Raw genomic sequence first — 23543 nt, 5'->3', positions numbered from 1 at the left:
AAATGGGGAAAATGATGGAAGCTAAGGGCAAAGCCACAGTATCCAATCGTGACCGTTCCCGAAAATATTTGCGGGAAGTGCGATCTGAATTAAAGAAAGTGGTATGGCCAACACCGCGACAAACCTTGTCCTACACAGGATTCGTGGTGTCGTTTTCAATAGTGGTGGCGCTTATTATCTCAGGGCTAGATGCGCTATTTAATCTTGGGCTCAATTTCATTCGCTAGTACAAGCGCCTTGGAGGCCTTACCCTGACGCCGGCTTGGCGCATTTTTTTGTGTGGGAAGGCGGCTGGTACAGTGGAGAAGAACTGGTATGTGATTCACACGTATTCGGGATATGAGAATAAGGTCAAAGCCAATCTCGAGAAACGTGTGGAATCCATGAATATGGAAGACAAGATCTTTCGAGTCATTGTGCCCATGGAAGAAGAACTGGAAGTTAAAGATGGCAAGAAGAAGCTTGTCAAAAAGAAGGTTTTTCCGGGTTATGTGATGGTCGAAATGATTATGACCGATGACTCGTGGTATGTGGTGCGCAATACACCGGGTGTGACGGGCTTTGTCGGCTCGGGTGCAAGACCGATACCTCTTTTAGAGCATGAGGTGCATATGATCTTGGGTAGCGACCTATCCGGAGTGCCGGAATTACCTAAGATTAATTTAGCGGTTGGACAAGAAGTGACCGTCAGAGAAGGGCCCTTTGAAGGTTTTTCAGGACGCATCGAAGAAATTTTCCAGGATCGCGGTAAGGTGCGCTTGACCGTGTCAATGTTTGGACGCGAAACACCTCTCGAGGTGGATTTTGGTCAAGTCGCCGAAATGGAGTAAGAAATGAGGGAAAACAGTGCCAAAGAAAGTTAGTGCCGTGATAAAACTTCAGATTCCTGCGGGGAAAGCGACGCCTGCACCGCCTGTTGGTCCTGCTTTAGGTCAACACGGTGTCAACATTATGGCCTTTGTTAAAGACTATAATGAGCGAACGCAAGGACAAGTGGGGATGATCATCCCTGTCGAAATTACTGTCTATGAAGACCGGTCATTTACATTTGTCACCAAAACACCCCCAGCTTCTGTGTTAATTAAAAAAGCCTTGGGTTTGGAAACGGCATCGTCAAATCCCAACACGAAAAAGGTTGGGACGTTAACACGTGACAAAGTGCGAGAAATCGCAGAAACCAAAATGCCAGACTTGAACGCCACGACGATCGAAGCAGCCATGCGTATGATTGAAGGAACTGCCCGGAGCATGGGTGTCGATATTGTTGACTAATTAAGTGGATGAAAAGCTTGGTGGGAGGTCATCGGACCGTTTAACCACAAGGAGGTTTTAGAATGAAGCCAGGAAAACGTTATTCCGAGTTGGCAGCGAAAGTTGAAAAAGGACGTCTTTACGATGCTCGGGATGCTGTACAATTGGCCAAAGAAACAGCCAAGGCCAAATTTGATGAGACAGTTGAAGTGGCTATTCGTTTGGGCGTTGACCCTAGGCACTCGGACCAGGTCGTGCGAGGAGCCGTAGTATTGCCGCATGGTATTGGGAAAACCCAAAAAGTCGTTGTCTTTGCTAAAGGAGAAAAGGCTCGGGAAGCTGAAGAGGCGGGGGCTGATGTGGTCGGAGCCGAAGAGCTGGCCGAACGCATTCAGTCCGGTTGGACAGACTTCGATGTCGCCGTAGCTACGCCCGATATGATGGCGTTGGTGGGGCGGCTAGGAAAGATTCTTGGACCCAAAGGACTTATGCCGAACCCGAAAACCGGTACCGTGACCTTTGATGTGGCCAATGCCGTTAAAGAAATCAAGGCTGGTAAGATCGAATTTCGTACGGAAAAGGCGGGAATTGTTCACGCTCCCATTGGCAAGGCCAGTTTTTCTGTGGAAGCTCTTGAAGAAAATCTTGCCGCCTTGGTGGATGCGCTCAATAAGGCGCGTCCGGCTGCCGCCAAAGGAGTGTATTTACGCTCCATTACCATTTCGACGACGATGGGTCCAGGAATTCATGTGAATCCGCAGTCAGCCCAGCGTACGGTTCAAGCAGTTTAATTGTTCTCATCAAAGCTGTAGCGTTTTTGCGCTACAGCTTTTTTGCATTGCTTTCGCGGTTTTGATAAAATATCAAGTACAACAGCTAAAGTCGGAATTTTCATCATAACTTCTCAACGTTGTTCATGGTCACTAGACCATGCTCTTCTTAACGCAGAGGGATCTGGTTTGGGCAATTGAAGCGATGCTTCAAGGAGGCGGTCCAAGTGCGTAACCTCATTAAACTCTGTATTGCGTTAGCTTCCATTCTGGTGATCGTTGCCGGAGGCAAGATGGAACACTTTCATTACTTGACCAAAGGCATGTTGCTCGTATCGACGGGAATTATCACATTAAGCGTCGTGACAGGCGCTAATACGATGGTGGACCGCCGCGAAATATAACTTCCTGGCCAAGAGGCGGTGGGCATTATTGCCCACCGCCTCTTGGCGAGCTGGGCTCATTGACGATTATAGTCAAAGAATGCGATTTAATTGGATAGGGCTGTAGTTTGGAGTTATCCGGTTAAGATAGCAAGGAAATGTCGCCGGTATCATGACTTTTATTTACTGCCTTGATTTCCTGACCTATTCATGATACAGTGATTCGCGAGCCCAAGACAGTGGGTGCCTTTACGGCTTAATACTCCCACTTAGGTAGAATTTTGGAGATGTTTGTTTCGTTAACAGATCCTCTCACCGTTCTTGGGTGGAGGTATTTTTTTGTAGTTTTTGCTAGGAGGTGATGGAATGCCAACACCGCAAAAAGCTCAAATCATCGAAGAAACGCGTGAGGAACTCGAAGGCTCGTCCTCGGCGGTTTTAGCCAATTACCGCGGATTAACCGTACAACAGCTCAATCAATTACGTGAGAACTTACGTAAGGGTGGCGTAACCCTCCGGGTTATCAAAAATACGCTCATTAAGCGTGCGGCTGATGAAGTGGGAATTGAAGGATTGGAACCGTATCTTGAGGGACCAACGGCCGTGGCGTTCTCTCATGATGATCCAGTAGCTGCGGCAAAGTTGATGACACAAGCAGCGCGCGAATTTCGCAAAATCGAGATTAAGGCCGGAATTTTGGGGAAACGTGCCATTGCGGCTCAAGAAGTGCGGAATTTGGCTGAACTGCCGTCCCGCGAAGTGTTGTTAGGCAAGTTGGTTGGTACATTAAATGCACCTATTCAGCAATTGGTTTGGGTGTTAAATGCGCCATTGACCAATTTGGCACGGGCTTTGGATCAGATTCGGCAACAAAAGGAACAGGCTTAAGCCTTACTGAAACAAGGAGGATGAAATCATGGCGAAGGTTGAAGAAATTATTGCAAGCGTAAAAGAGATGAATGTGTTAGAATTATCTCAGTTAGTGAAGGCCTTGGAAGAAGAATTCGGTGTAACCGCAGCGGCTCCGGTTGCTGTTGCCGCAGCTCCGGCAGCGGGTGGAGCAGCAGCACCAGCTCAAGAAGAAGCTGAGCAAACCGAATTTGATGTCATTCTAACCTCGGCTGGTGACAAAAAAGTCCAGGTTATTAAGGCAGTCCGCGAATTAACAGGATTGTCGCTGACGGAAGCTAAAGCCCTTGTGGATGGAGCACCCAAGCCAGTTAAGGAGAAGATTTCGAAAGCGGATGCCGAAGCAGCCAAAGCGAAATTGGAAGAAGCAGGAGCTACTGCTCAGATCAAATAAGGTTCCGACGAGTCGGCTGTAAAATAGCCCTCCCTAAGGTTAATGATTATGTTGACCTTTGGGTGGGCTTGTGATATTATTTTTAATTGCCATATTTTATAAGCCAATTCATACCAACGATGATGACGCATAACACGACTCGCGCCACCTATTGGGACTTAAATCAGGAACAAGGAGCTGACTGTGAATGGCTTATCCTCTCCAAACCGAGCACCCGCAGCGGGTGTCCTTTGCACGTATTAATGAAGTGCTTGACATGCCCAACCTGATTGAGATACAGCAAAACTCGTATCAATGGTTTTTGCGGGAAGGTTTGCGCGAAATGTTTCGGGATATCTCCCCTATCCAAGATTTTACCGGTAACCTCATTTTAGAGTTTGTCGATTACAATTTGAAGACCCCAAAATATTCGGTCGAGGAGTGTAAAGCTCGAGACGTCACTTATGCGGCACCGCTTCACGTGCGTGTGCGGCTGATCAATAAAGAGACCGGTGAAGTCAAAGAACAAGATGTTTTTATGGGCGATTTTCCCCTGATGACGGACAAGGGCACCTTTATCATTAATGGTGCTGAACGAGTCATAGTCAGTCAGCTTGTCCGTTCGCCAGGAGTCTATTTTGGCGAACAAATCGATCCCTCTGGGAAAAAACTGTACTTTGCAACGATGATTCCTAATCGGGGCGCGTGGTTAGAGTTTGAATCCGACGCTAATGATGTGTTATCGGTCCGCATTGACCGGACACGTAAACTTCCTGCCACGATCTTGCTGCGAGCTTTGGGCTTTGGTACCGATGCTCAAATTCTTGAAGCTGTCGGGGATGATGAACGCATTCGGACGACACTATCCAAAGATGCGGCTAAGACCCAAGAAGAAGCGCTCATTGAAATTTACAAACGGTTGCGTCCCGGTGAGCCACCGACGGTGGAAAGTGCTCAAAGTTTGCTACAGTCGCTGTTTTTTGATGCTAAACGTTATGATCTGGCGAGTGTAGGACGTTACAAATTTAATAAGAAACTTTCATTACGGCGCCGCATTGTGGGAACGACTGCTCTTGAGACGGTTGTTCACCCCGAAACCGGCGAAATTTTGGTTCGCGAAGGCGATCATATCGACCGGGACCAGGCGTCAGCCTTAGATCAGGCGCAAATTAAGACGATTCGGGTTGCATTGCCCAACGGTGAAGAGGTCATGGTGGTTTCAAATGGCCAACCAGACATGGGCTTAAAAACCATAACCCGGGAAGATATTATTGCCTGTTTCAATTACCTGACCAATCTTTTTGAAGGCATTGGTACGACTGACGACATCGACCATTTAGGAAATCGCCGTCTAAGGTCGGTTGGGGAATTGTTGCAGAACCAATTCCGAGTCGGTTTAAGCCGAATGGAGCGCGTGGTTCGGGAACGGATGACGATTCAAGATATCGAATCCATTACGCCTCAAGCGCTTATCAATATTCGTCCAGTCGTAGCGGCTGTGAAGGAATTCTTTGGCTCATCACAACTTTCACAGTTTATGGACCAGACCAATCCCTTAGCCGAATTGACTCATAAACGGCGCTTGTCTGCTTTGGGACCGGGGGGATTGTCTCGTGAACGGGCAGGGTTCGAAGTACGAGACGTGCACCACTCTCACTATGGACGGATGTGTCCGATTGAAACGCCTGAGGGTCCTAATATTGGACTGATTGGCTCGTTGTCCACCTTTGCCCGGATTAACGAATACGGTTTTATTGAGACGCCTTACCGGAAAGTGGATAAAGAACGGGGAGTCGTCACCAATGAAATTGTCTACCTGACCGCGGATGAAGAAGACGACATGGTTATTGCCCAGGCCAATGAACCGCTGACCGAGGATGGCCATTTCGTGGCACCCCGGGTTACAGTGCGTTCTCGCCATGAGATTTTAGAGGAAACCCCTGATCGGGTCGACTATATGGATGTGTCGCCGAAACAAGTGGTCTCGATTGCGACCGCTTTGATCCCCTTCCTGGAGCATGATGATGCGAACCGTGCGCTCATGGGAGCCAACATGCAGCGTCAAGCGGTACCTTTGCTCGTGACAGATTCTCCGGTCGTGGGAACAGGGATGGAAGCCAAAGCGGCGCGCGATTCAGGTGTTGTCAGTATTAGCGAAAAAGATGGTGTGGTAGACCGCGTACAAGCGGATAAGATTGTCGTACGCAATGATGATCATACCGTGTCCACCTACAAATTGTTGAAATTTACGCGGTCCAACCAGGGGACATGTATCAATCAAAAGCCCATTGTCCGTAAAGGAGAACGCGTCCACGCTGGACAAATTATCGCAGACGGTCCATCGACTGATCACGGAGAGTTGGCATTAGGTCGGAACGTCTTAGTAGCCTTCATGCCATGGGAAGGGTATAACTACGAAGACGCTATCTTGCTTAGCGAGAAGCTCGTCAAGGAAGACGTATTTACGTCCATCCACATTGAGGAATACGAATGTGACGCCAGAGACACCAAGCTGGGGCCCGAAGAAATTACCCGGGACATTCCTAACGTGGGTGAAGAAGTGCTCAAAGACCTGGATGATCGGGGAATTATCCGTATCGGGGCGGAAGTGCGACCAGGAGATGTGTTGGTTGGCAAAGTGACTCCCAAGGGGGAAACGGAACTGACCGCAGAAGAGCGGCTGTTACGTGCCATTTTTGGTGAAAAAGCTCGAGAAGTGCGTGATACCTCATTGCGCGTACCTCACGGCGAATCAGGAATCGTTGTGGACGTGAAGGTCTTTACACGTGAACAAGGTGACGAATTGTCTCCTGGAGTCAATCAATTAGTGCAAGTTTACATTGCGCAAAAGAGGAAGATCTCCGAGGGAGACAAAATGGCCGGCCGTCACGGGAACAAAGGGGTTATCTCACGCATTTTGCCCGAAGAGGATATGCCGTTCTTGCCCGATGGGACTCCGGTGGAAATTGTTCTCAATCCCTTGGGAGTGCCGAGCCGCATGAACATTGGACAGGTTCTGGAAACCCATTTGGGATGGGCTGCTAAGGCCTTAGGGATTAAAGTCGCGACCCCGGTATTTGATGGGGCCCGGGAAGAGGACTTGACCCGGATGTTTGAAGAAGCGCATCTTCCTCCGTCAGGGAAAACCGTTCTTTATGATGGTCGAACGGGAGAACCCTTTGATAATGAAGTGACCGTCGGGATTGTTTACATGCTGAAACTGGCTCACTTAGTAGATGACAAAATCCATGCACGTTCTACCGGGCCTTACTCACTGGTCACCCAACAACCTTTGGGAGGAAAAGCGCAGTTTGGCGGTCAGCGCTTCGGTGAGATGGAGGTTTGGGCGTTAGAAGCATATGGAGCGGCCTATACCTTGCAAGAATTGCTTACGGTTAAGTCTGACGATGTGGTCGGTCGTGTCAAAACGTACGAAGCGATTGTAAAAGGAGAAAATGTCCCTGAGCCGGGAGTGCCTGAGTCGTTTAAGGTGCTGATTAAAGAACTGCAGTCGCTGGGACTGGATGTCAAGATTCTGAATGAGCATGAAGAAGAAATTGAGATTCGGGAGCTTGACGATGAACCAGCCAACGAGGCGAGAACCTTTGATCTGCTCCCTGAGGGCATTGACGAGGCCGAAGGTCAAGAACTTCATCGCTTGATGGAAGACACCCAAGGCGGCTCGCCGGAAGAATTTGAGCCAGGCAGAGGGATGAATTTCGATCAGGAAGCGGAAAATGCGTATGCCATTTTACGCCGGGGATCGGAAGACACCTCGTTTGACGAGCCCATCGATGATGATAGCGAGGATACTGATGACCTTGATGGCGACGACGACGGCGAGGACTACTAATCCGGGAGGGATTCAATTCGATGTTAGACGTTAACCATTTTGACTCCATGCGGATTGCTTTAGCCTCTCCGGAACAAATCCGGGAATGGTCTAAAGGCGAAGTAAAGAAACCGGAGACAATCAATTACCGCACCTTAAAACCCGAACGCGAAGGGTTGTTCTGCGAAAAAATATTTGGACCGACAAAAGATTGGGAATGTCACTGTGGTAAGTACAAGCGCGTCCGTTATAAAGGCGTTGTCTGTGATCGCTGCGGTGTTGAAGTAACACGGTCCAAAGTGCGCCGTGAACGCATGGGGCACATTGAATTAGCGGCTCCGGTTTCGCACATCTGGTATTTCAAAGGAATTCCTTCCCGGATGGGATTAATTCTCGATATGTCTCCCCGGGCCTTGGAAAAAGTCCTTTATTTTGCTGCGTATGTGGTAATTGAACCCGGGACTACGCCCTTGATGAAAAAACAGTTATTAGTGGAATCCGAGTACCGCGAATACCGGGAGAAATATGGTGGGCATTTCCGTGCCGGCATGGGCGCCGAGGCCATTAAAGAGTTATTGATGGAACTCGATTTGGAAGAACTGGCGCAAGAACTCCGAGGTGAGTTAAATAGCTCGTCCGGTCAACGCCGAGTGCGGGCTATTAGGCGCCTGGAAGTGGTCGAAGCATTTCGGCAATCGGGAAACCGTCCAGAATGGATGATCTTGGACGTTATTCCGGTGATTCCGCCTGACCTGCGTCCTATGGTTCAACTCGATGGAGGACGATTCGCGACGTCTGACCTCAATGATTTGTACCGGCGGGTGATTAATCGCAATAACCGCCTCAAACGGTTATTAGATTTAGGAGCACCGGATATCATTGTCCGCAACGAGAAACGGATGTTACAAGAAGCGGTTGACGCGCTTATTGATAACGGTCGCAGGGGCCGACCCGTGACCGGTCCTGGTAATCGTCCGTTGAAATCGCTATCAGATATGCTGAAAGGAAAACAAGGGCGATTTCGTCAGAACTTGTTGGGTAAACGTGTTGACTACTCGGGTCGTTCCGTGATTGTGGTCGGGCCGAAATTGAAAATGCATCAGTGCGGATTGCCCAAAGAAATGGCCCTGGAACTGTTCAAACCCTTTGTCATGAAGAAGCTCGTGAACGAAGGGTATGCTCACAACATTAAATCCGCAAAACGTATGGTTGAACGTGTGCGTCCCGAAGTATGGGATGTTTTGGAAGATGTGATCAAAGAACATCCCGTGTTGTTAAACCGCGCACCGACCTTGCACCGTTTAGGGATTCAAGCCTTCGAGCCCGTGTTGGTCGAAGGACGGGCTATTCAGATTCACCCGCTTGTCTGTACGGCCTATAACGCAGACTTTGATGGAGACCAGATGGCGGTGCACGTGCCCCTGTCGGCAGAAGCTCAGTCTGAAGCGCGGGTGTTAATGCTATCAACCCAAAACATTTTGAATCCTAAAGATGGGCAGCCCGTCGTGACCCCAACTCAGGACATGGTATTGGGCTCGTATTATCTTACGATGGACAAAGAGAACGCCAAAGGGGAAGGGATGGTATTAGCCGACCTTCAAGAAGGTGAAATGGCGTATGCGGAAGGTGTTTTGGATCTCCATGCCCGGGTTACCATGCGCTATGATGGCGAACGCCGCACCTCTACCTTAGGACGGTTTCTCTATAATGATGCCTTGCCGAAAGAGCTGCGGTTTATCGATCAGACCATTGGGCGAAAACAATTGGCGAAGATCGTGGCGGATATGTTCCGGATGTACGGTAATGACGTGACCGCGCAGACGCTTGACCGCATTAAAGCATTAGGTTTCCAATATGCGACCAAGGCTGGCGTGACGATCTCCGTCTCTGACATCGTCATTCCCGAAGCCAAGAAACAGATTTTGCAAGAAGCCGAGCAAGAGGTTATGCAGGTTACCCGCCAGTATCGCCGCGGTTTGATCACGGCTGACGAGCGCTATGAACGGGTTATTGGGATTTGGACTCGGGCCAAGGAACGGGTTACGCAAGCCTTAATGGATACTTTGGATCGCAACAATTCGGTCTACATGATGGCGACGTCTGGTGCCCGTGGTAATGTGCAGCAGATTTCGCAGTTAGCGGGCATGCGGGGATTAATGGCCGATCCATCAGGACGGATCATTGAGTTGCCCATCCGAGCCAATTTCCGCGAAGGATTGACCGTGCTGGAATATTTTACGTCGACTCACGGTGCCAGAAAAGGACTCGCGGACACGGCCTTACGTACCGCAGACTCAGGGTATCTGACCCGGCGATTGGTCGATGTCGCTCAGGACGTGATTGTCCGTGAAGTCGATTGTGGAACGACGCAAGGAACCTTAGTCCGGGAAATTAAAGATGGTGGCCAGGTTATCGAAAGTCTGTATGACCGCCTAGTGGGACGAGTGGTGCCCGAGGATGTCTATCATCCTCAAACTGGCGAGATTATTGCGCATGCCAATGAACTCCTTGTGGAAGATACCGCTCGCGCGATTGTCGATGCTGGCATTACGGAACTGCGGGTCCGGTCGGTGCTGACGTGCCAATCCCGCTTCGGAGTCTGTGTAGCTTGTTATGGCCGAAACTTGGCGAAGGGCGGTATTGTGGAAGTCGGAGAAGCGGTGGGAATTATTGCCGCGCAAAGTATTGGTGAACCCGGTACTCAGCTGACAATGCGGACGTTCCACATGGGTGGAGTGGCTGGAGACGACATCACTCAAGGTCTTCCCCGTGTCGAAGAGCTCTTTGAGGCACGTAAACCCAAAGGTCAAGCGATTATTGCGGAGATATCGGGAACAGTGCACATGGGAGAGAACAAGGGACGCCGCGAAATCACGATTGTTAGCGACAAGGACAACGAAGCGCAATCCTATGTGGTTCCCTTTGGTTCGCGGATTAAAGTGCACGAAGGTGATCATATCGAAGCAGGTGAAGAACTCACCGAAGGATCTGTCAATCCTCATGACTTGCTGCGGGTTTTAGGTTTGACCGGTGTTCAAAACTACCTGTTGCAGGAAGTTCAGCGTGTTTACCGGGTGCAGGGTGTCGATATCAACGACAAGCACATTGAAGTTATGGTGCGGCAGATGATGCGTAAGGTGAAGATTGAGGAAGCTGGAGACACCTCCTTGCTGCCCGGCGCATTGGTTGACCGGTTTGAGTTTGAAGATCAAAATGCTGAAGTGTTGATGCGGGGAGGAACCCCGGCAGTGGCCAAACCTACCGTATTAGGAATTACCAAGGCGTCGTTGGCCACGGATTCCTTCTTATCCGCAGCGTCCTTCCAGGAAACGACTCGGGTCTTAACCGAAGCGTCGATTAAGGCGAAACGGGATCCGCTGTTGGGTCTCAAGGAAAACGTGATTATCGGTAAGTTAGTTCCGGCTGGAACGGGAATGTCGCGGTACCGCAACGTGATTATTCACGGGGCCGATGAAAATGCCGATAAATCGGTGGAGAACGAGTTGATTAAATAAGATTCCTAACGGGCGTGTCAATTGACACGCCCGTTTTCCGGTGATAAAATACCCAAGTGTGTCTAAGCCTGTAAGCGCCGGGAGGCCAGACCAATGGATATCGACGCATTAAAAAATCGTCGGCGCCGCGTAGTGGGTATGCGGGAAACTTTGAAAAAGATCGCTCAAGGAACGGTACTGTGCGTCTACATAGCTCAAGACGCTGAAGCCCGGGTCATCGAGGAAATCGTGAACCAAAGTACAACCCGAAATATACCCATTGAATACGTGGGTTCAATGGACGAACTGGGCCGGTTATGCGGGATAGAAGTGGGTGCTGCATGCGCAGCGCTGCTGCCAGAGCAAAGGTCATTTGCGTGAAAGGAGGTGGGGGCTGGTGCCAACAATCAATCAGCTGGTACGACATGGACGAAAAAAGACAACGAAAAAGTCCGCAGCTCCTGCACTGAGAGGAAACCCGCAGAAGCGTGGGGTATGTATCAGTGTGAAAACAGTAACGCCGAAAAAACCCAACTCAGCACTCCGAAAGGTTGCTCGTGTTCGTTTGACGAACGGGGAAGAAGTCACGGCCTATATTCCAGGAATCGGACATAACCTTCAAGAGCACTCTGTGGTGTTGGTGCGTGGAGGGCGTGTTCGGGACTTGCCGGGAGTGCGTTATCACGTTATCCGGGGAACTCTTGACGCTGGTGGCGTTCAGAAACGGGCGCAAGGCCGGTCGAAATACGGCGCCAAGAAGAATCAACCAGCTGGCAAGAAGTAAAGCGGAGAAGGAGGGAAAGCATGCCCAGACGTGGAGCGGCTGGTGTCCGCGAAATTGCGCCGGACGCTGTCTATAACAGCCCGCAAGTTGCAGCACTTATTAACAAAGTGATGATGAGCGGCAAGAAAAGTTTAGCCGAACACATTGTGTATCGTGCATTCGATATTATTGCCGAAAAAAGTCAAAAAGATGTGATGGAAGTTTTTGAAGGAGCCATCAAAAACGTCACGCCTCTTCTCGAGGTTCGTCCCCGACGTGTTGGTGGAGCCACCTACCAGGTGCCTATTGAGGTTCGCCCGCAGCGACGCATGTCGCTGGCTATTCGCTGGTTAGTTCAGTATGCGCGTGCACGCCATGAACGCACGATGGAAGAACGCCTAGCCAACGAAATATTGGACGCGTACCAAAACAGTGGTGGCGCCGTGAAAAAACGTGACGAAACCCACCGCATGGCCGAGGCTAATAAAGCCTTTGCGCATTATCGCTGGTAAAGCAGGTCAGTAGGTAAGAAGGGAGTTTCCCAGTTATGGCTCGAGCGTTTCCTTTGGAACGAACCCGAAATATCGGGATTATGGCCCACATTGATGCGGGGAAGACCACCACAACTGAGCGTATTTTGTTTTATACGCACCGCACCCACAAAATCGGTGAGGTTCACGAGGGAACGGCCACGATGGACTGGATGGTTCAAGAGCAGGAGCGTGGAATTACCATCACCTCCGCTGCGACCACAACGACGTGGCGGGACCACCGGATCAACATTATTGACACGCCCGGCCACGTGGACTTTACGGTAGAAGTGGAACGATCCTTACGCGTTTTAGACGGCGCCATTGCTGTCTTTGATGCCAAGGGTGGTGTTGAACCGCAATCCGAAACGGTGTGGCGACAGGCAGACAAGTACCATGTGCCCCGCATCGCTTATGTGAACAAAATGGATATCATTGGAGCGGATTTCGCCAACACCGTTAGCCAAATCCGTACGCGTCTTGGGGCCAATCCCGTGGCCATCCAGTGGCCATGGGGAGCAGAAGATCAGTTCAAAGGCATTGTTGACCTGATCAAGATGCAAGCCTATTTGTATGAAGATGACTTGGGGACGCGTGGGGAATATGTCGATATTCCTGAGGATTTACAAGAGGTGTGCAATGAGCGTCGGCAAATGCTATTAGAAGCGGTAGCCGATGTGGATGACGCTCTAATGGAAAAGTATCTGGAGGGTGAAGAGCTCACGGAAGAAGAAATCCGTGCGGCGCTTCGAAAAGGAACCCTTTCCAGTCAGTTGGTTCCTGTATTGTGTGGTTCGTCTTACCGGAATAAAGGTGTCCAGCCGCTGTTGGACGCGGTCGTAGATTATCTTCCGTCTCCTTTAGACATTGGTGCCGTTCGGGGTCATGATCCGGCAACGGGAGAAGAGATTTATCGCGAAGTTTCAGACGATGCTCCATTCTCGGGTCTCGCCTTCAAAATCATGTCCGACCCCTTTGTTGGTAAACTGGCATTCTTCCGGGTCTACTCCGGGACCTTGACCTCTGGATCGTACGTCTACAATGTCACCAAAGGACGTAGGGAACGAATTGGTCGTATTTTGCAAATGCACGCGAATCACCGTGAAGAAATCGATACCGTGTACGCCGGAGATATTGCGGCGGCGGTAGGACTGAAGGACACCACAACGGGAGACACCTTGTCGGATGAGCAAAAGCCGATTCTTTTAGAATCGATGGTATTTCCCGAGCCGGTTATTTCGGTGGCCATCGAGCCCAAAACCAAGGCCGACCAGGACAAAATGGGAACTGCCTTATCCAAGCTCGCCGAAGAAGATCCAACGTTCCGTATGTACACGGACCAAGAAACGGGCCAAACCATTATCGCTGGGATGGGCGAACTGCATCTTGAAATTATCGTGGACCGTCTACTCCGCGAATTCAAAGTGCAGGCCAATGTGGGTAAACCCCAAGTAGCGTACAAAGAAACCTTGCGAAAGAGCGTCGAAGCCGAAGGAAAATTCATTCGGCAAAGCGGTGGTCGTGGACAATATGGTCATGTGTGGTTAAAAGTGGAGCCCTTAGAGCCCGGTCAAGGATTCGAGTTTGTCAATAAGATTGTTGGTGGTGTCGTACCCAAGGAATATATTCCTGCGGTAGAAGCTGGTGTCAAAGAAGCGATGGAGTCAGGTGTGTTGGCCGGATACCCTGTCTTGGATGTTCGTGTTACACTATTTGACGGCTCCTACCACGAAGTCGACTCCAGCGAAATGGCATTCAAGATTGCTGGATCTATGGGATTTAAGGCGGCTGCTCAAAAAGCCAATCCTGTGCTCTTAGAGCCAATCATGGCGGTCGAAGTTGTGGTGCCAGACGAGTATATGGGGGACGTGATTGGAGACCTCAACTCGCGGCGGGGCCGCATTGAAGGGATGGAGCCTAGACCCGGTGGTGTGCAAGCCATCCGTGGCTATGTTCCCTTAGCCGAAATGTTTGGTTACGCGACGGATCTCCGCTCGCGGTCTCAAGGGCGCGGTACCTACACCATGCAATTTTCTCATTACGAAGAAGCTCCAAAGCATGTGACCGAGCAGGTCATTAAGTCGAGGCACTAAACAGATGGCGGATGCCAAATAACTCAAGGAGGATTTAGTAATGGCGAAGAAGAAGTACGAGCGCACAAAGCCCCACATTAACGTGGGTACAATTGGTCACGTTGACCACGGTAAGACCACTTTGACGGCGGCTATTACCCGCGTCCTATCCACCCAGGGTCAGGCAGAATTTACGGCCTATGACCAAATTGACAAGGCTCCTGAAGAGCGTGAACGCGGAATTACGATCGCGACAGCCCACGTCGAGTATGAAACCGACAAGCGGCACTATGCACACGTGGACTGCCCAGGACACGCTGACTACGTGAAAAACATGATTACCGGTGCGGCTCAGATGGACGGTGCCATTTTGGTAGTGTCGGCTGCCGACGGTCCTATGCCTCAGACCCGTGAACACATTCTCTTAGCTCGTCAGGTCGGTGTGCCCAACATTGTTGTGTTCTTAAACAAGGCCGACATGGTGGATGACCCCGAGTTGATGGAATTGGTCGAGATCGAGGTTCGGGAACTCCTGAGCAGCTATGAATTCCCGGGAGATGACATTCCCGTCGTAGCGGGATCCGCCTTAAAAGCCCTAGAATGCGGATGCGGAAAACGCGACTGTGAATGGTGCGGTAAGATTTGGGACTTGATGGACGCTGTTGACGACTACATTCCCACTCCCGAGCGCGACACCAACAAACCCTTCTTAATGCCTGTTGAGGACACCATGTCCATCACCGGACGTGGAACGGTTGTTACCGGTCGTGTGGAACGGGGAACCATTAAGGTTGGAGAAGAAGTTGAAATCGTCGGATTGACGGACACAGCAAAGAAGACGGTTGTGACCGGCGTCGAAATGTTCCGCAAGACCTTGGACCAGGCTGTGGCCGGAGACAACATCGGATGTTTGTTGCGTGGTGTGGATAAAGATGAGGTTGAACGGGGTCAGGTTTTGGCCAAGCCCGGAAGCATCCACCCTCACACCAAATACAAAGCCGAGGTTTACGTGTTAACCAAGGAAGAAGGTGGCCGTCACACCCCATTTTTCAACGGATACCGGCCGCAGTTTTACTTCCGGACCACGGACGTCACCGGTGTCGTCAAACTCCCAGAAGGCGTTGAAATGGTGATGCCCGGAGACAACATCCAGATGGAAGTCGAGTTAATTGCGCCAATCGCTATGGAAGAAGGTCTGCGTTTCGCTATTCGTGAAGGTGGACGCACTGTGGGCGCTGGTGTAGTGACCCAAATATTGGCATAAAGCAAGGGGGAACGGACAGTGGCCCAGCAAAAAATTCGGATTCGCCTGAAGGGTTACGATTACGAAGTGTTGGATAAGTCAGCAGCGACAATTGTGGAGACTGCCCGGCGCAATGGCGCCGCAGTCTCTGGCCCAGTGCCGCTGCCCACTGAGAAGAAGGTGTACACGGTTCTGACTGCACCTAACGGGGAGAAGGACATTCGCGAACAGTTTGAGCGTCGCATTCACAAGCGTTTGATCGACATCATGGATCCCAGTCAGAAAACGGTCAATGCGCTCATGCGTCTGGATCTCCCGGCCGGGGTGGACATCGAGATAAAGCTGTAGGCGGGAGGATGTTATGAAAGGGATTATTGGCATTAAGGTAGGCATGACCCAAGTGTTTGACGACGAAGGTCGTGCCGTGCCCGTTACGGTGATTCACGCCGAGCCTAACAAAGTCTTACGGTTGCGCACGCAAGCGAAAGATGGTTACGATGCAGTGCAGCTCGGCGTTGGAGCCATAAAGCCACATAAAGTGGCCCAGCCCCAGCGCAAGGATTTTGAGAAACTTGCTGTCGAACCCGTAAGATTCGTGCGTGAATTCCGGTTGCCTGGAGCAACAGATTTAGAGCCCGGATCGGTAATTAAAGTGGAAGATGCGTTCAGTCCCGGAGACATTGTTGACGTGACCGGAACGAGCAAAGGTAAGGGCTTTGCGGGGGTCATTAAGCGCTGGGGATTTCGTCGTGGTCCGACCTCACACGGTTCGAAATACCACCGTCGTGTCGGTTCTTTAGCGGCCCGAACCTCTGGTGGTGGCGGACGGGTGCATCCCGGACGAAAAATGCCTGGACACAAAGGGCATGCACGCGTAACGGTCTTGCGGCTTCGTGTCGAGCGTGTCGATGCTGACCGCAACTTATTATTGGTACGCGGTGCGGTCCCAGGACCTCGCGGCTCGTTGGTCATGGTGCGGGATTCTGTTCGAAATCGGAAAGGAGCGATGTAGGCATGCCGACTGTGAATGTATATGACCTTCAAGGACAGGTCGTCGGTGAACTGCAGCTCTCCGACACCGTGTTTGCCGCACCGGTAAATGAGGCGTTGCTGCATCAGGCCGTGGTGGCCTTCCAAGCCAATCAGCGTGCGGGTACCGCCGACACCAAGACACGTTCTGAAGTGCGTGGCGGTGGAAGAAAACCGTGGCGGCAGAAGGGCACCGGTCGGGCCCGAGCCGGGACAACCCGGGCGCCACATTGGCGGCACGGGGGCGTTGTATTCGGACCCCATCCCCGCGATTTTTCGGTGAAGTTCCCACGAAAAATGCGACGGGCGGCTTTGCGTCAAGCATTAAGCGCCAAACTGGCGTCAGATGAGTTGAAAGTCGTTAATGCACTAACGTTGCCGGAAGTCAAAACAAAACACGTTTTGGCGGCTTTGGATAACTTGAATTTGGGTCGCAATGTGTTATTCGTTACCGCGTCGCCCAATGAAACATGGAAGTTGTCCGCGCGGAATTTCAAGAACGTGCACACCATTACCACGGATAACTTGAACGCGTACAGCTTGCTTCGGTATCACCAAGTCGTTCTCGATACCGACGCGGTGGCACGAGTGGAAGAGGTGTTTGCGCGATGAAATCAGCTTACGATGTGATTATTCGTCCCATTGTCACCGAGGCTAGCACAGATCAAATGGCACTCAACAAATATACATTTGAGGTGTCGCCAAGGGCGAATAAGGTCGAGATTCGCAATGCGATTGAGGAAATCTTCAAGGTGCACGTAACCAAGGTCAACACGTTATGGCGGCCCAGCAAGGAAAAACGCCGCGGTATGGTGGTTGGACGGACGACACGCCGGAAAAAAGCCATCGTGACGTTAGCACCTGGAGAATCCATTGACATCTTTGAAGGTGTCTAACATTAAGGAGGCTGGATTGTGGCAGTTCGAAAAATGAAACCAACGTCTCCTGGTGTGCGGCATATGACTGTGTCAACCTTTGAGGAGATCACGAAAACCGAACCGGAAAAAAGTCTCGTGGTGGGTATGCACCGCAAGGCGGGTCGAAACAACTATGGTCGTATTACGACTCGGCACCGCGGCGGTGGTACCAAACGACTCTACCGGAAAATTGATTTTAAACGGACCAAAGAAGGTATTCCCGCGGTGGTTCAATCCATCGAATATGATCCGTTTCGAACAGCCCGGATAGCGTTGCTGAAATATGCCGATGACACTTTGGCCTACATCTTGGCTCCGGTTGGGTTAAAAGTGGGAGACACGGTGGTATCGGGTCCGACAGCCGATATTAAACCAGGAAACGCGTTAAAATTGCAGGATGTGCCCGTCGGAACCATCGTACACAATGTCGAATTGGTGCCTGGAAAAGGCGCGCAACTTGCCCGATCGGCTGGGGCTTCGGCTCAGTTGGCTGCTAAAGAAGGCAAACACGCCCTGTTGCGCTTGCCCTCTGGGGAGCTTAGACGCGTTCCCGTGACGGCGCGGGCGACGATTGGTCAAGTGGGAAATGTCGAGCACGAAAATATTGTCATTGGCAAGGCCGGACGAAATCGTCATCTCGGATGGCGCCCAACAGTCCGTGGTAGCGTTATGAACCCGGTCGACCATCCCCACGGTGGTGGTGAAGGGAAGGCTCCGGTAGGTCACAAGCACCCGATGACACCATGGGGTAAACCGGCTCTCGGTAAGAAGACACGGAAGAAGCACAAAGCATCGAACCGGATGATCGTGCGTCGGCGGAAGGCAGGGAGGTAGAGAATGAGTCGTTCAACCAAGAAGGGTCCATACGTCGATGAGAAATTGATGAAAAAAATCGCCGCGATGAATGCCAAGAACGAAAAGCGGGTTATTAAGACTTGGGCTCGTGCCTCTACTATCGTTCCCGACATGGTTGGTCACACCATTGGCATTCATGATGGGCGCAGACATGTACCAATTTATATCACTGAAGAGATGGTCGGACACAAACTCGGCGAGTTTGCTCCCACCAGGACCTTTAAGGGTCATGGGGACAAAACCGAGCGGTCCACGTCTTTGAAATAAGGAGATGGCATAAATGGCAGACGTAGCAGAAGCTCGCGCTCATGTGCGCCATGTCCGCATTGCACCCCGGAAAGTTCGCATCGTGGTGGACCTGATTCGGGGGAAGGATGTTCGGGACGCGGAGGCGATTTTGCGGCACACGCCCAAACGGGCCTCGGCGGTTGTAGCCAAGTTGCTCAAGAGTGCAGTGGCTAACGCCCAACACAACTATGACATGGACCCACGGGATTTATATGTGCATGCTGTGTGGGTTGACGGCGGCCCAACACTTAAACGGATTCATCCGCGAAGCCGAGGTCAAGCATTTTCGATTTTTAAGCGGACGAGTCACATTTCGGTTGTGTTACGACCCAAGCACAACAGCTAGGAGGGAACCATGGGGCAAAAAATTCACCCAAAGGGTCTACGCCTTGGGATTGTTAAGGACTGGGATTCACGTTGGTATGGCAACCGGAAAGAGACTCCTGAGTTATTAGGAGAGGATTTAGCCATCCGCCGTTTCATCAAGAAGAGGCATCACGCAGCTGGGATTGCGCGGGTGGAGATCGAACGGGGATCGGCGAATAAGCTCAAAGTTACGGTCCACACCGGCAAACCGGGAATGGTGATCGGTAAGGGTGGAGTCGGGGTTGAAGCGTTACGGAAAGACCTCGAAAAACTTACTAACAAGAACGTCAATCTCAACATTCTCGAAGTAAAGGCTCCTGATGCGGATGCTCAGTTAGTGGCGGAAAATGTCGCCAGTCAGTTAGAGCGGCGTATTGCGTTTAAACGCGCGATGAAACAGTCCATCACACGGACGATGCGACAAGCTGGGGTTCAAGGAGTCAAAATTATGGTCAGCGGCCGTCTTGGCGGAGCTGAGATAGCGCGCCGTGAATGGGCATGGGAAGGATCCATTCCCCTTCACACGTTACGGGCAGACATTGACTATGGATTTGCTGAAGCGCACACAACCTATGGCATCATTGGGGTTAAAGTGTGGATCTTTAAAGGCCAAGTCTTGCCTGCGGCGAAAAAGCGTGTGCTGGTAGCGCAAGAGGGAGGTCAGTAAAATGTTGCAACCGAAGCGTACCAAGTATCGCAAAATGCAGCGTGGCCGCATGAAGGGTACGGCGCACCGGGGAAATAAAGTTGTATTTGGTGAATACGGCCTCCAAGCCTTAGAACCGGCGTGGATTACAGACCGGCAGATCGAAGCAGCTCGTGTGGCCTTGACACGGTACATTCGGCGTGGAGGAAAAGTCTGGATTACGATTTTTCCAGACAAACCCGTGACGAAGAAACCTGCCGAAACTCGGCAAGGTAGTGGTAAGGGGAACGTGGAATACTGGGTCGCAGTCGTCAAGCCTCAGCGGATCATGTTTGAGTTGGCCGGTGTACCCGAGGAAGTGGCTCGTGAAGCGATGCGTTTGGCTGCTCACAAGTTACCTATCAAGACGCGGTTTGTAAAACGCGAGGAGTCGGGGGAGAATGCGCATGAAGCCTAAGGAGATACGAGAGCTCAGTCAAGAAGAGCTACAAGCTAAATTGCGAGCGTTAAAAGAAGAGCTTTTCCGGCTTCGGTTCCAACTTGCCACGGCCCAATTGGAGAATCCCATGCGCGTTCGCCAGGTACGCAAAGATATCGCAAGGGTACACACCATCATGCGGGAGCGCGAGCTCCGGCAGGACGCGAAATAGGAGGGCAAGAGCGACATGGAACAACCAACGGGTAAAAGAAAAGTACGCGAGGGAACGGTCGTCAGCGACAAAATGAATAAGACGGTGGTAGTTGCCGTAGAGTCGCTGGTGCGCCATCCCATTTATGGGCGTACAATGCGCCGGACAAAGCGGTACAAAGCACACGACGAAGAGAATCAGTGCCGAACGGGCGATATTGTACGGATCGAAGAGACACGACCTCTTTCCAAAGAGAAACGCTGGCGTGTCATTGAAATAATTCGGCGCGCTGACGAAGTCCAATAAGTATTTAGCGGATCGATGGAAAGGAGGACATTCTCATGATACAACCGCAAACACGTCTGACGGTTGCAGACAACACCGGAGCCAAAGAGATTATGTGCATTCGAGTACTGGGAGGATCGTTTCGGCGCTACGGAAACATTGGAGACGTGATTGTGGCTTCTGTTAAAGAAGCAACGCCCGGGGGCGTGGTCAAAAAAGGCGACGTCGTTAAGGCCGTGATTGTTCGTACCAAGACCGGTCGGCGCCGCAGTGACGGCTCATACATCAAGTTTGATGAAAACGCTGCGGTTATTCTCCGGGGCGACGAGAAAGAACCCCGCGGTACCCGTATTTTTGGACCGGTGGCGCGAGAACTACGCGAACGTGATTTTATGAAAATCATATCCCTAGCACCTGAGGTGTTATAACTCAGCAGACGGAAACGGAAGGAGGGACTAGGGTGCACGTAAAAAAAGGCGACTTAGTTAAGGTGCTCGCCGGCAAGGATAAAGGTAAGCAGGGCAAAATAATCCGTGCGATTCCCAAAGAAGATCGCGTGGTGGTAGAGAAGATCAATTTGGTCAAAAAACACCAAAAACCAACGCAGCAGTATCCGCAGGGCGGCATTATCGCGATGGAAGCTCCCTTACACGTGTCCAATGTGATGCTCATTTGCCCCTCTTGTAAAAAAGCCACAAGAGTTGGACACAAGTTTTTGGATAACGGTAAGAAAGTTCGGCAATGCAAGCGGTGCGGTGCCGCGATCGACTAAAGAGCGGGACAAGGAACAGGGGGTTAACAATGGCTGTGGTGTCGGAGCTCAAGGAACGGTACGAAAAAGAAGTCGTACCGCGACTGCAGGAGCGCTTTAAATACAAAAACCCGATGAACGTGCCCAGGCTTGTCAAAGTGGTCATCAATATGGGTGTAGGAGATTCGATCGGCAATCCCAAATTGCTCGAGGCGGCCGTCAACGATTTGGCCACGATCACGGGTCAGAAACCGCTGGTCACGCGAGCTCGTAAATCGATCGCATCCTTCAAGGTGCGAGAGGGAATGCCCATTGGGACCAAAGTGACGCTTAGGGGTCAACGGATGTATGATTTTGTGGAGAAGCTCTTTTTCATGGCGCTTCCCCGGGTTCGCGACTTTCGTGGGGTATCCACCAAAGGATTTGATGGTCGTGGAAACTATACCTTAGGAATTCGTGAACAAATTATTTTCCCGGAAATCGAGTATGACAAGGTCGAAAAAGTGCGCGGCATGGATGTGACACTTGTCACAAGTGCAGAAACCGATGAAGAAGCCAAAGAACTTTTGACTTTGCTCGGCATGCCGTTCACGCCACAACGTTAGGAGGGATGACATGGCCAAAAAGTCACTCATTGCTAAGGCCAAACGGACACCAAAGTATAAAGTACGAAAATACCATCGTTGCCAGGTTTGTGGACGACCGCATGGATATATTCGCGACTTTGGATTATGCCGCTTGTGTTTTCGGCAATTAGCGCACCAGGGACAAATCCCCGGTGTACGTAAAGCCAGCTGGTAAGTGAGAGGAGGATCGCAGTGACTGATCCCATTGCAGATATGTTAACCCGAATTCGGAACGCCAATGTCGTATACCGCGAACATGTGGATGTGCCCGATTCCAAGATAAAACGTGCTCTAGCACAAATCCTGAAACAAGAAGGATTCATTCGTGATTACGAATTGGTTGAAGACGGCAAGCACGGGATGATTCGCCTCCATTTGAAATATGGACCGAACCGAGAGCGCGTCATTTCCGGCCTAAAACGGATTAGCCGTCCGGGGCTGCGTGTCTATGCGGGGCACGATGAATTACCCCGTGTCTTGGGCGGACTGGGTATTGCCGTGTTATCCACGTCACGCGGCGTGATGACGGAAAAACAAGCGCGTGAGATCCACGTGGGTGGAGAAGTACTCTGCTACGTGTGGTAAGGCAGATTATGAGGAGGAGTATCCCGGATGTCACGGATAGGTAAAAAAGCGATTCCCATTCCTGCCGGTGTGACGGTTACCATCGACGGAACCAGGGTGCACGTGAAAGGGCCCAAGGGTGAGCTTGAGCGGACCCTGCGCCCTGAAGTGACGGTCACCATGGAAAACAATGAGTTGCGTGTTCTTCCGGTCGATGACAGTCCCGTAGCCAGAGCGCAATGGGGATTGTCGCGAACGCTCGTCGCAAACATGGTCGAAGGTGTATCTCAAGGATTCCAACGGAATTTGGAGATGGCCGGAGTTGGATATCGTGCTTCCAAGCAAGGCCCAAACTTGGTGCTAGCGGTCGGGTTTTCTCATCCGGTAAACATTGAACCGCCCGCGGGTATCGAATTTGAAGTGCCCAACCCCACCAACATCGTGGTCAAGGGCTATGACAAAGAAGCCGTTGGTGCGACGGCCGCTCGGATTCGCAGTGTGCGTCCACCGGAGCCCTACAAAGGTAAAGGGATTCACTACCAAGGTGAACGGATTATTCGCAAGGTTGGTAAGACTGGAAAGAAATGAGGGATAAGACGTGTATACACGTTTTGACAGGAACGCGGCTCGGAAGCGTCGGCACCTGCGTATACGGAGTAAGATTAAAGGAACGCCTGAAAGACCGCGCCTTAATGTCTTCCGCTCCAATTTGCATATTTACGCACAGGTAATCGATGACACCAAAGGACACACGATTGCATCGGCATCTACATTGGAAAAAGTCTTTGACAACATGGAAGGTCGGTTGACAGTAGCCAAAGCACGGGAAGTGGGCCGGTTGGTTGCGGAACGTGCTATCGCTCATGGCGTAAAAAAAGTGGTCTTTGACCGCGGCGGGTACCGCTATCACGGGCGTGTTCAAGCATTGGCTGACGCGGCGCGTGAAGCTGGACTCGAATTTTAGGAA

Annotated in this window: 32 protein-coding genes and 1 other annotated feature; all 32 genes read left to right on the top strand. The window is 51.2% G+C overall.

Going from position 1 to position 23543, the window contains the following annotated elements; genetic code table 11:
* Window positions 1-11 precede the first annotated feature (11 nt).
* The 32 genes from secE to rplR all read left to right on the top strand — a co-directional run bounded on the left by secE (window position 12) and on the right by rplR (window position 23540).
* Window positions 12-227: a preprotein translocase subunit SecE gene (secE, locus tag B8987_RS04195; RefSeq protein WP_037913087.1), complete on the top strand. Its 216-nt coding sequence runs from the start codon at window positions 12-14 to the stop codon at window positions 225-227.
* 72 nt (window positions 228-299) lie between these two features.
* Window positions 300-830, top strand: a complete 531-nt coding sequence (nusG, locus tag B8987_RS04190) for a transcription termination/antitermination protein NusG (RefSeq protein ID WP_084660895.1) — start codon at window positions 300-302, stop codon at window positions 828-830.
* 16 nt (window positions 831-846) lie between these two features.
* The gene (rplK, locus tag B8987_RS04185; RefSeq protein WP_020376710.1) at window positions 847-1272 is read left to right on the top strand and encodes a 50S ribosomal protein L11; all 426 of its coding nucleotides are present in this window, start codon (window positions 847-849) and stop codon (window positions 1270-1272) included.
* A 62-nt stretch (window positions 1273-1334) separates the two neighbouring features.
* Window positions 1335-2042, top strand: a complete 708-nt coding sequence (gene rplA / locus B8987_RS04180; protein WP_020376709.1) for a 50S ribosomal protein L1 — start codon at window positions 1335-1337, stop codon at window positions 2040-2042.
* 206 nt (window positions 2043-2248) lie between these two features.
* Window positions 2249-2425: a hypothetical protein gene (locus B8987_RS19575; protein WP_020376708.1), complete on the top strand. Its 177-nt coding sequence runs from the start codon at window positions 2249-2251 to the stop codon at window positions 2423-2425.
* 191 nt (window positions 2426-2616) lie between these two features.
* Window positions 2617-2751: a sequence feature (ribosomal protein L10 leader region), on the top strand.
* Window positions 2752-2770: 19 nt separating this feature from the next.
* A complete protein-coding gene (rplJ, locus tag B8987_RS04175; RefSeq protein WP_020376707.1) occupies window positions 2771-3292 on the top strand; it encodes a 50S ribosomal protein L10 in 522 nt (173 codons plus the stop codon).
* Between the two features lie 28 nt (window positions 3293-3320).
* Window positions 3321-3707 carry a 50S ribosomal protein L7/L12 gene (rplL, locus tag B8987_RS04170; RefSeq protein ID WP_020376706.1) on the top strand — a complete coding sequence of 129 codons (387 nt, stop codon included), beginning with the start codon at window positions 3321-3323 and terminating at the stop codon, window positions 3705-3707.
* A 187-nt stretch (window positions 3708-3894) separates the two neighbouring features.
* Window positions 3895-7539, top strand: a complete 3645-nt coding sequence (rpoB, locus tag B8987_RS04165) for a DNA-directed RNA polymerase subunit beta (RefSeq protein WP_028962698.1) — start codon at window positions 3895-3897, stop codon at window positions 7537-7539.
* Window positions 7540-7559: 20 nt separating this feature from the next.
* Entirely contained in the window at window positions 7560-11033 is a 3474-nt protein-coding gene (gene rpoC / locus B8987_RS04160) for a DNA-directed RNA polymerase subunit beta' (RefSeq protein WP_028962699.1), read from the top strand.
* 93 nt (window positions 11034-11126) lie between these two features.
* A complete protein-coding gene (locus tag B8987_RS04155; protein WP_020376703.1) occupies window positions 11127-11393 on the top strand; it encodes a ribosomal L7Ae/L30e/S12e/Gadd45 family protein in 267 nt (88 codons plus the stop codon).
* 16 nt (window positions 11394-11409) lie between these two features.
* A complete protein-coding gene (rpsL, locus tag B8987_RS04150) occupies window positions 11410-11796 on the top strand; it encodes a 30S ribosomal protein S12 (RefSeq protein ID WP_020376702.1) in 387 nt (128 codons plus the stop codon).
* Window positions 11797-11816: 20 nt separating this feature from the next.
* Window positions 11817-12287, top strand: a complete 471-nt coding sequence (gene rpsG, locus B8987_RS04145; protein WP_020376701.1) for a 30S ribosomal protein S7 — start codon at window positions 11817-11819, stop codon at window positions 12285-12287.
* 35 nt (window positions 12288-12322) lie between these two features.
* Complete coding sequence (fusA, locus tag B8987_RS04140) at window positions 12323-14398, top strand: elongation factor G (RefSeq protein WP_020376700.1); 2076 nt, start codon at window positions 12323-12325, stop codon at window positions 14396-14398.
* Between the two features lie 40 nt (window positions 14399-14438).
* Window positions 14439-15641, top strand: a complete 1203-nt coding sequence (tuf, locus tag B8987_RS04135; protein ID WP_028962700.1) for an elongation factor Tu — start codon at window positions 14439-14441, stop codon at window positions 15639-15641.
* 18 nt (window positions 15642-15659) lie between these two features.
* Entirely contained in the window at window positions 15660-15968 is a 309-nt protein-coding gene (gene rpsJ, locus B8987_RS04130) for a 30S ribosomal protein S10 (RefSeq protein WP_020376698.1), read from the top strand.
* A gap of 13 nt (window positions 15969-15981) precedes the next feature.
* Window positions 15982-16632 (top strand): 50S ribosomal protein L3, encoded by a 651-nt coding sequence (gene rplC, locus B8987_RS04125; RefSeq protein ID WP_084660894.1) that lies wholly within the window; start codon window positions 15982-15984, stop codon window positions 16630-16632.
* 2 nt (window positions 16633-16634) lie between these two features.
* The gene (gene rplD, locus B8987_RS04120; protein ID WP_020376696.1) at window positions 16635-17261 is read left to right on the top strand and encodes a 50S ribosomal protein L4; all 627 of its coding nucleotides are present in this window, start codon (window positions 16635-16637) and stop codon (window positions 17259-17261) included.
* A complete protein-coding gene (rplW, locus tag B8987_RS04115) occupies window positions 17258-17545 on the top strand; it encodes a 50S ribosomal protein L23 (RefSeq protein WP_020376695.1) in 288 nt (95 codons plus the stop codon). The genes rplD and rplW overlap by 4 nt, the downstream gene beginning before the upstream one ends.
* Window positions 17546-17563: 18 nt before the next feature.
* Entirely contained in the window at window positions 17564-18400 is an 837-nt protein-coding gene (gene rplB, locus B8987_RS04110) for a 50S ribosomal protein L2 (protein WP_020376694.1), read from the top strand.
* 3 nt (window positions 18401-18403) lie between these two features.
* Window positions 18404-18688, top strand: coding sequence for a 30S ribosomal protein S19 (gene rpsS / locus B8987_RS04105; protein ID WP_020376693.1), 285 nt, complete (start codon window positions 18404-18406; stop codon window positions 18686-18688).
* A gap of 13 nt (window positions 18689-18701) precedes the next feature.
* The gene (rplV, locus tag B8987_RS04100; protein ID WP_020376692.1) at window positions 18702-19055 is read left to right on the top strand and encodes a 50S ribosomal protein L22; all 354 of its coding nucleotides are present in this window, start codon (window positions 18702-18704) and stop codon (window positions 19053-19055) included.
* Window positions 19056-19064: 9 nt separating this feature from the next.
* Window positions 19065-19742, top strand: coding sequence for a 30S ribosomal protein S3 (rpsC, locus tag B8987_RS04095; RefSeq protein WP_020376691.1), 678 nt, complete (start codon window positions 19065-19067; stop codon window positions 19740-19742).
* A 1-nt stretch (window position 19743) separates the two neighbouring features.
* Window positions 19744-20178 carry a 50S ribosomal protein L16 gene (gene rplP / locus B8987_RS04090; protein ID WP_020376690.1) on the top strand — a complete coding sequence of 145 codons (435 nt, stop codon included), beginning with the start codon at window positions 19744-19746 and terminating at the stop codon, window positions 20176-20178.
* Entirely contained in the window at window positions 20168-20371 is a 204-nt protein-coding gene (gene rpmC, locus B8987_RS04085) for a 50S ribosomal protein L29 (protein WP_026040841.1), read from the top strand. Before rplP ends, rpmC begins: the two co-directional genes overlap by 11 nt.
* Before the next feature lie 15 nt (window positions 20372-20386).
* The gene (rpsQ, locus tag B8987_RS04080) at window positions 20387-20656 is read left to right on the top strand and encodes a 30S ribosomal protein S17 (protein WP_028962703.1); all 270 of its coding nucleotides are present in this window, start codon (window positions 20387-20389) and stop codon (window positions 20654-20656) included.
* A 35-nt stretch (window positions 20657-20691) separates the two neighbouring features.
* The gene (gene rplN, locus B8987_RS04075) at window positions 20692-21063 is read left to right on the top strand and encodes a 50S ribosomal protein L14 (RefSeq protein WP_020376687.1); all 372 of its coding nucleotides are present in this window, start codon (window positions 20692-20694) and stop codon (window positions 21061-21063) included.
* 32 nt (window positions 21064-21095) lie between these two features.
* Window positions 21096-21407 (top strand): 50S ribosomal protein L24, encoded by a 312-nt coding sequence (gene rplX, locus B8987_RS04070; RefSeq protein ID WP_020376686.1) that lies wholly within the window; start codon window positions 21096-21098, stop codon window positions 21405-21407.
* A gap of 29 nt (window positions 21408-21436) precedes the next feature.
* Window positions 21437-21991 carry a 50S ribosomal protein L5 gene (rplE, locus tag B8987_RS04065; RefSeq protein WP_020376685.1) on the top strand — a complete coding sequence of 185 codons (555 nt, stop codon included), beginning with the start codon at window positions 21437-21439 and terminating at the stop codon, window positions 21989-21991.
* A 10-nt stretch (window positions 21992-22001) separates the two neighbouring features.
* On the top strand, window positions 22002-22187 hold the full coding sequence (locus B8987_RS04060; protein ID WP_076006947.1) for a type Z 30S ribosomal protein S14: 186 nt from the start codon (window positions 22002-22004) through the stop codon (window positions 22185-22187).
* A gap of 11 nt (window positions 22188-22198) precedes the next feature.
* Window positions 22199-22597: a 30S ribosomal protein S8 gene (gene rpsH, locus B8987_RS04055; protein WP_026040840.1), complete on the top strand. Its 399-nt coding sequence runs from the start codon at window positions 22199-22201 to the stop codon at window positions 22595-22597.
* 27 nt (window positions 22598-22624) lie between these two features.
* The gene (rplF, locus tag B8987_RS04050; RefSeq protein WP_084660893.1) at window positions 22625-23164 is read left to right on the top strand and encodes a 50S ribosomal protein L6; all 540 of its coding nucleotides are present in this window, start codon (window positions 22625-22627) and stop codon (window positions 23162-23164) included.
* Between the two features lie 10 nt (window positions 23165-23174).
* Window positions 23175-23540 (top strand): 50S ribosomal protein L18, encoded by a 366-nt coding sequence (gene rplR, locus B8987_RS04045; RefSeq protein ID WP_020376682.1) that lies wholly within the window; start codon window positions 23175-23177, stop codon window positions 23538-23540.
* Window positions 23541-23543 lie beyond the last annotated feature (3 nt).

Origin of the sequence: Sulfobacillus thermosulfidooxidans DSM 9293, assembly GCF_900176145.1 — a bacterium.
Lineage (GTDB): Bacteria > Bacillota > Sulfobacillia > Sulfobacillales > Sulfobacillaceae > Sulfobacillus > Sulfobacillus thermosulfidooxidans.
This window is presented reverse-complemented; position numbering and strand designations above follow the sequence as displayed.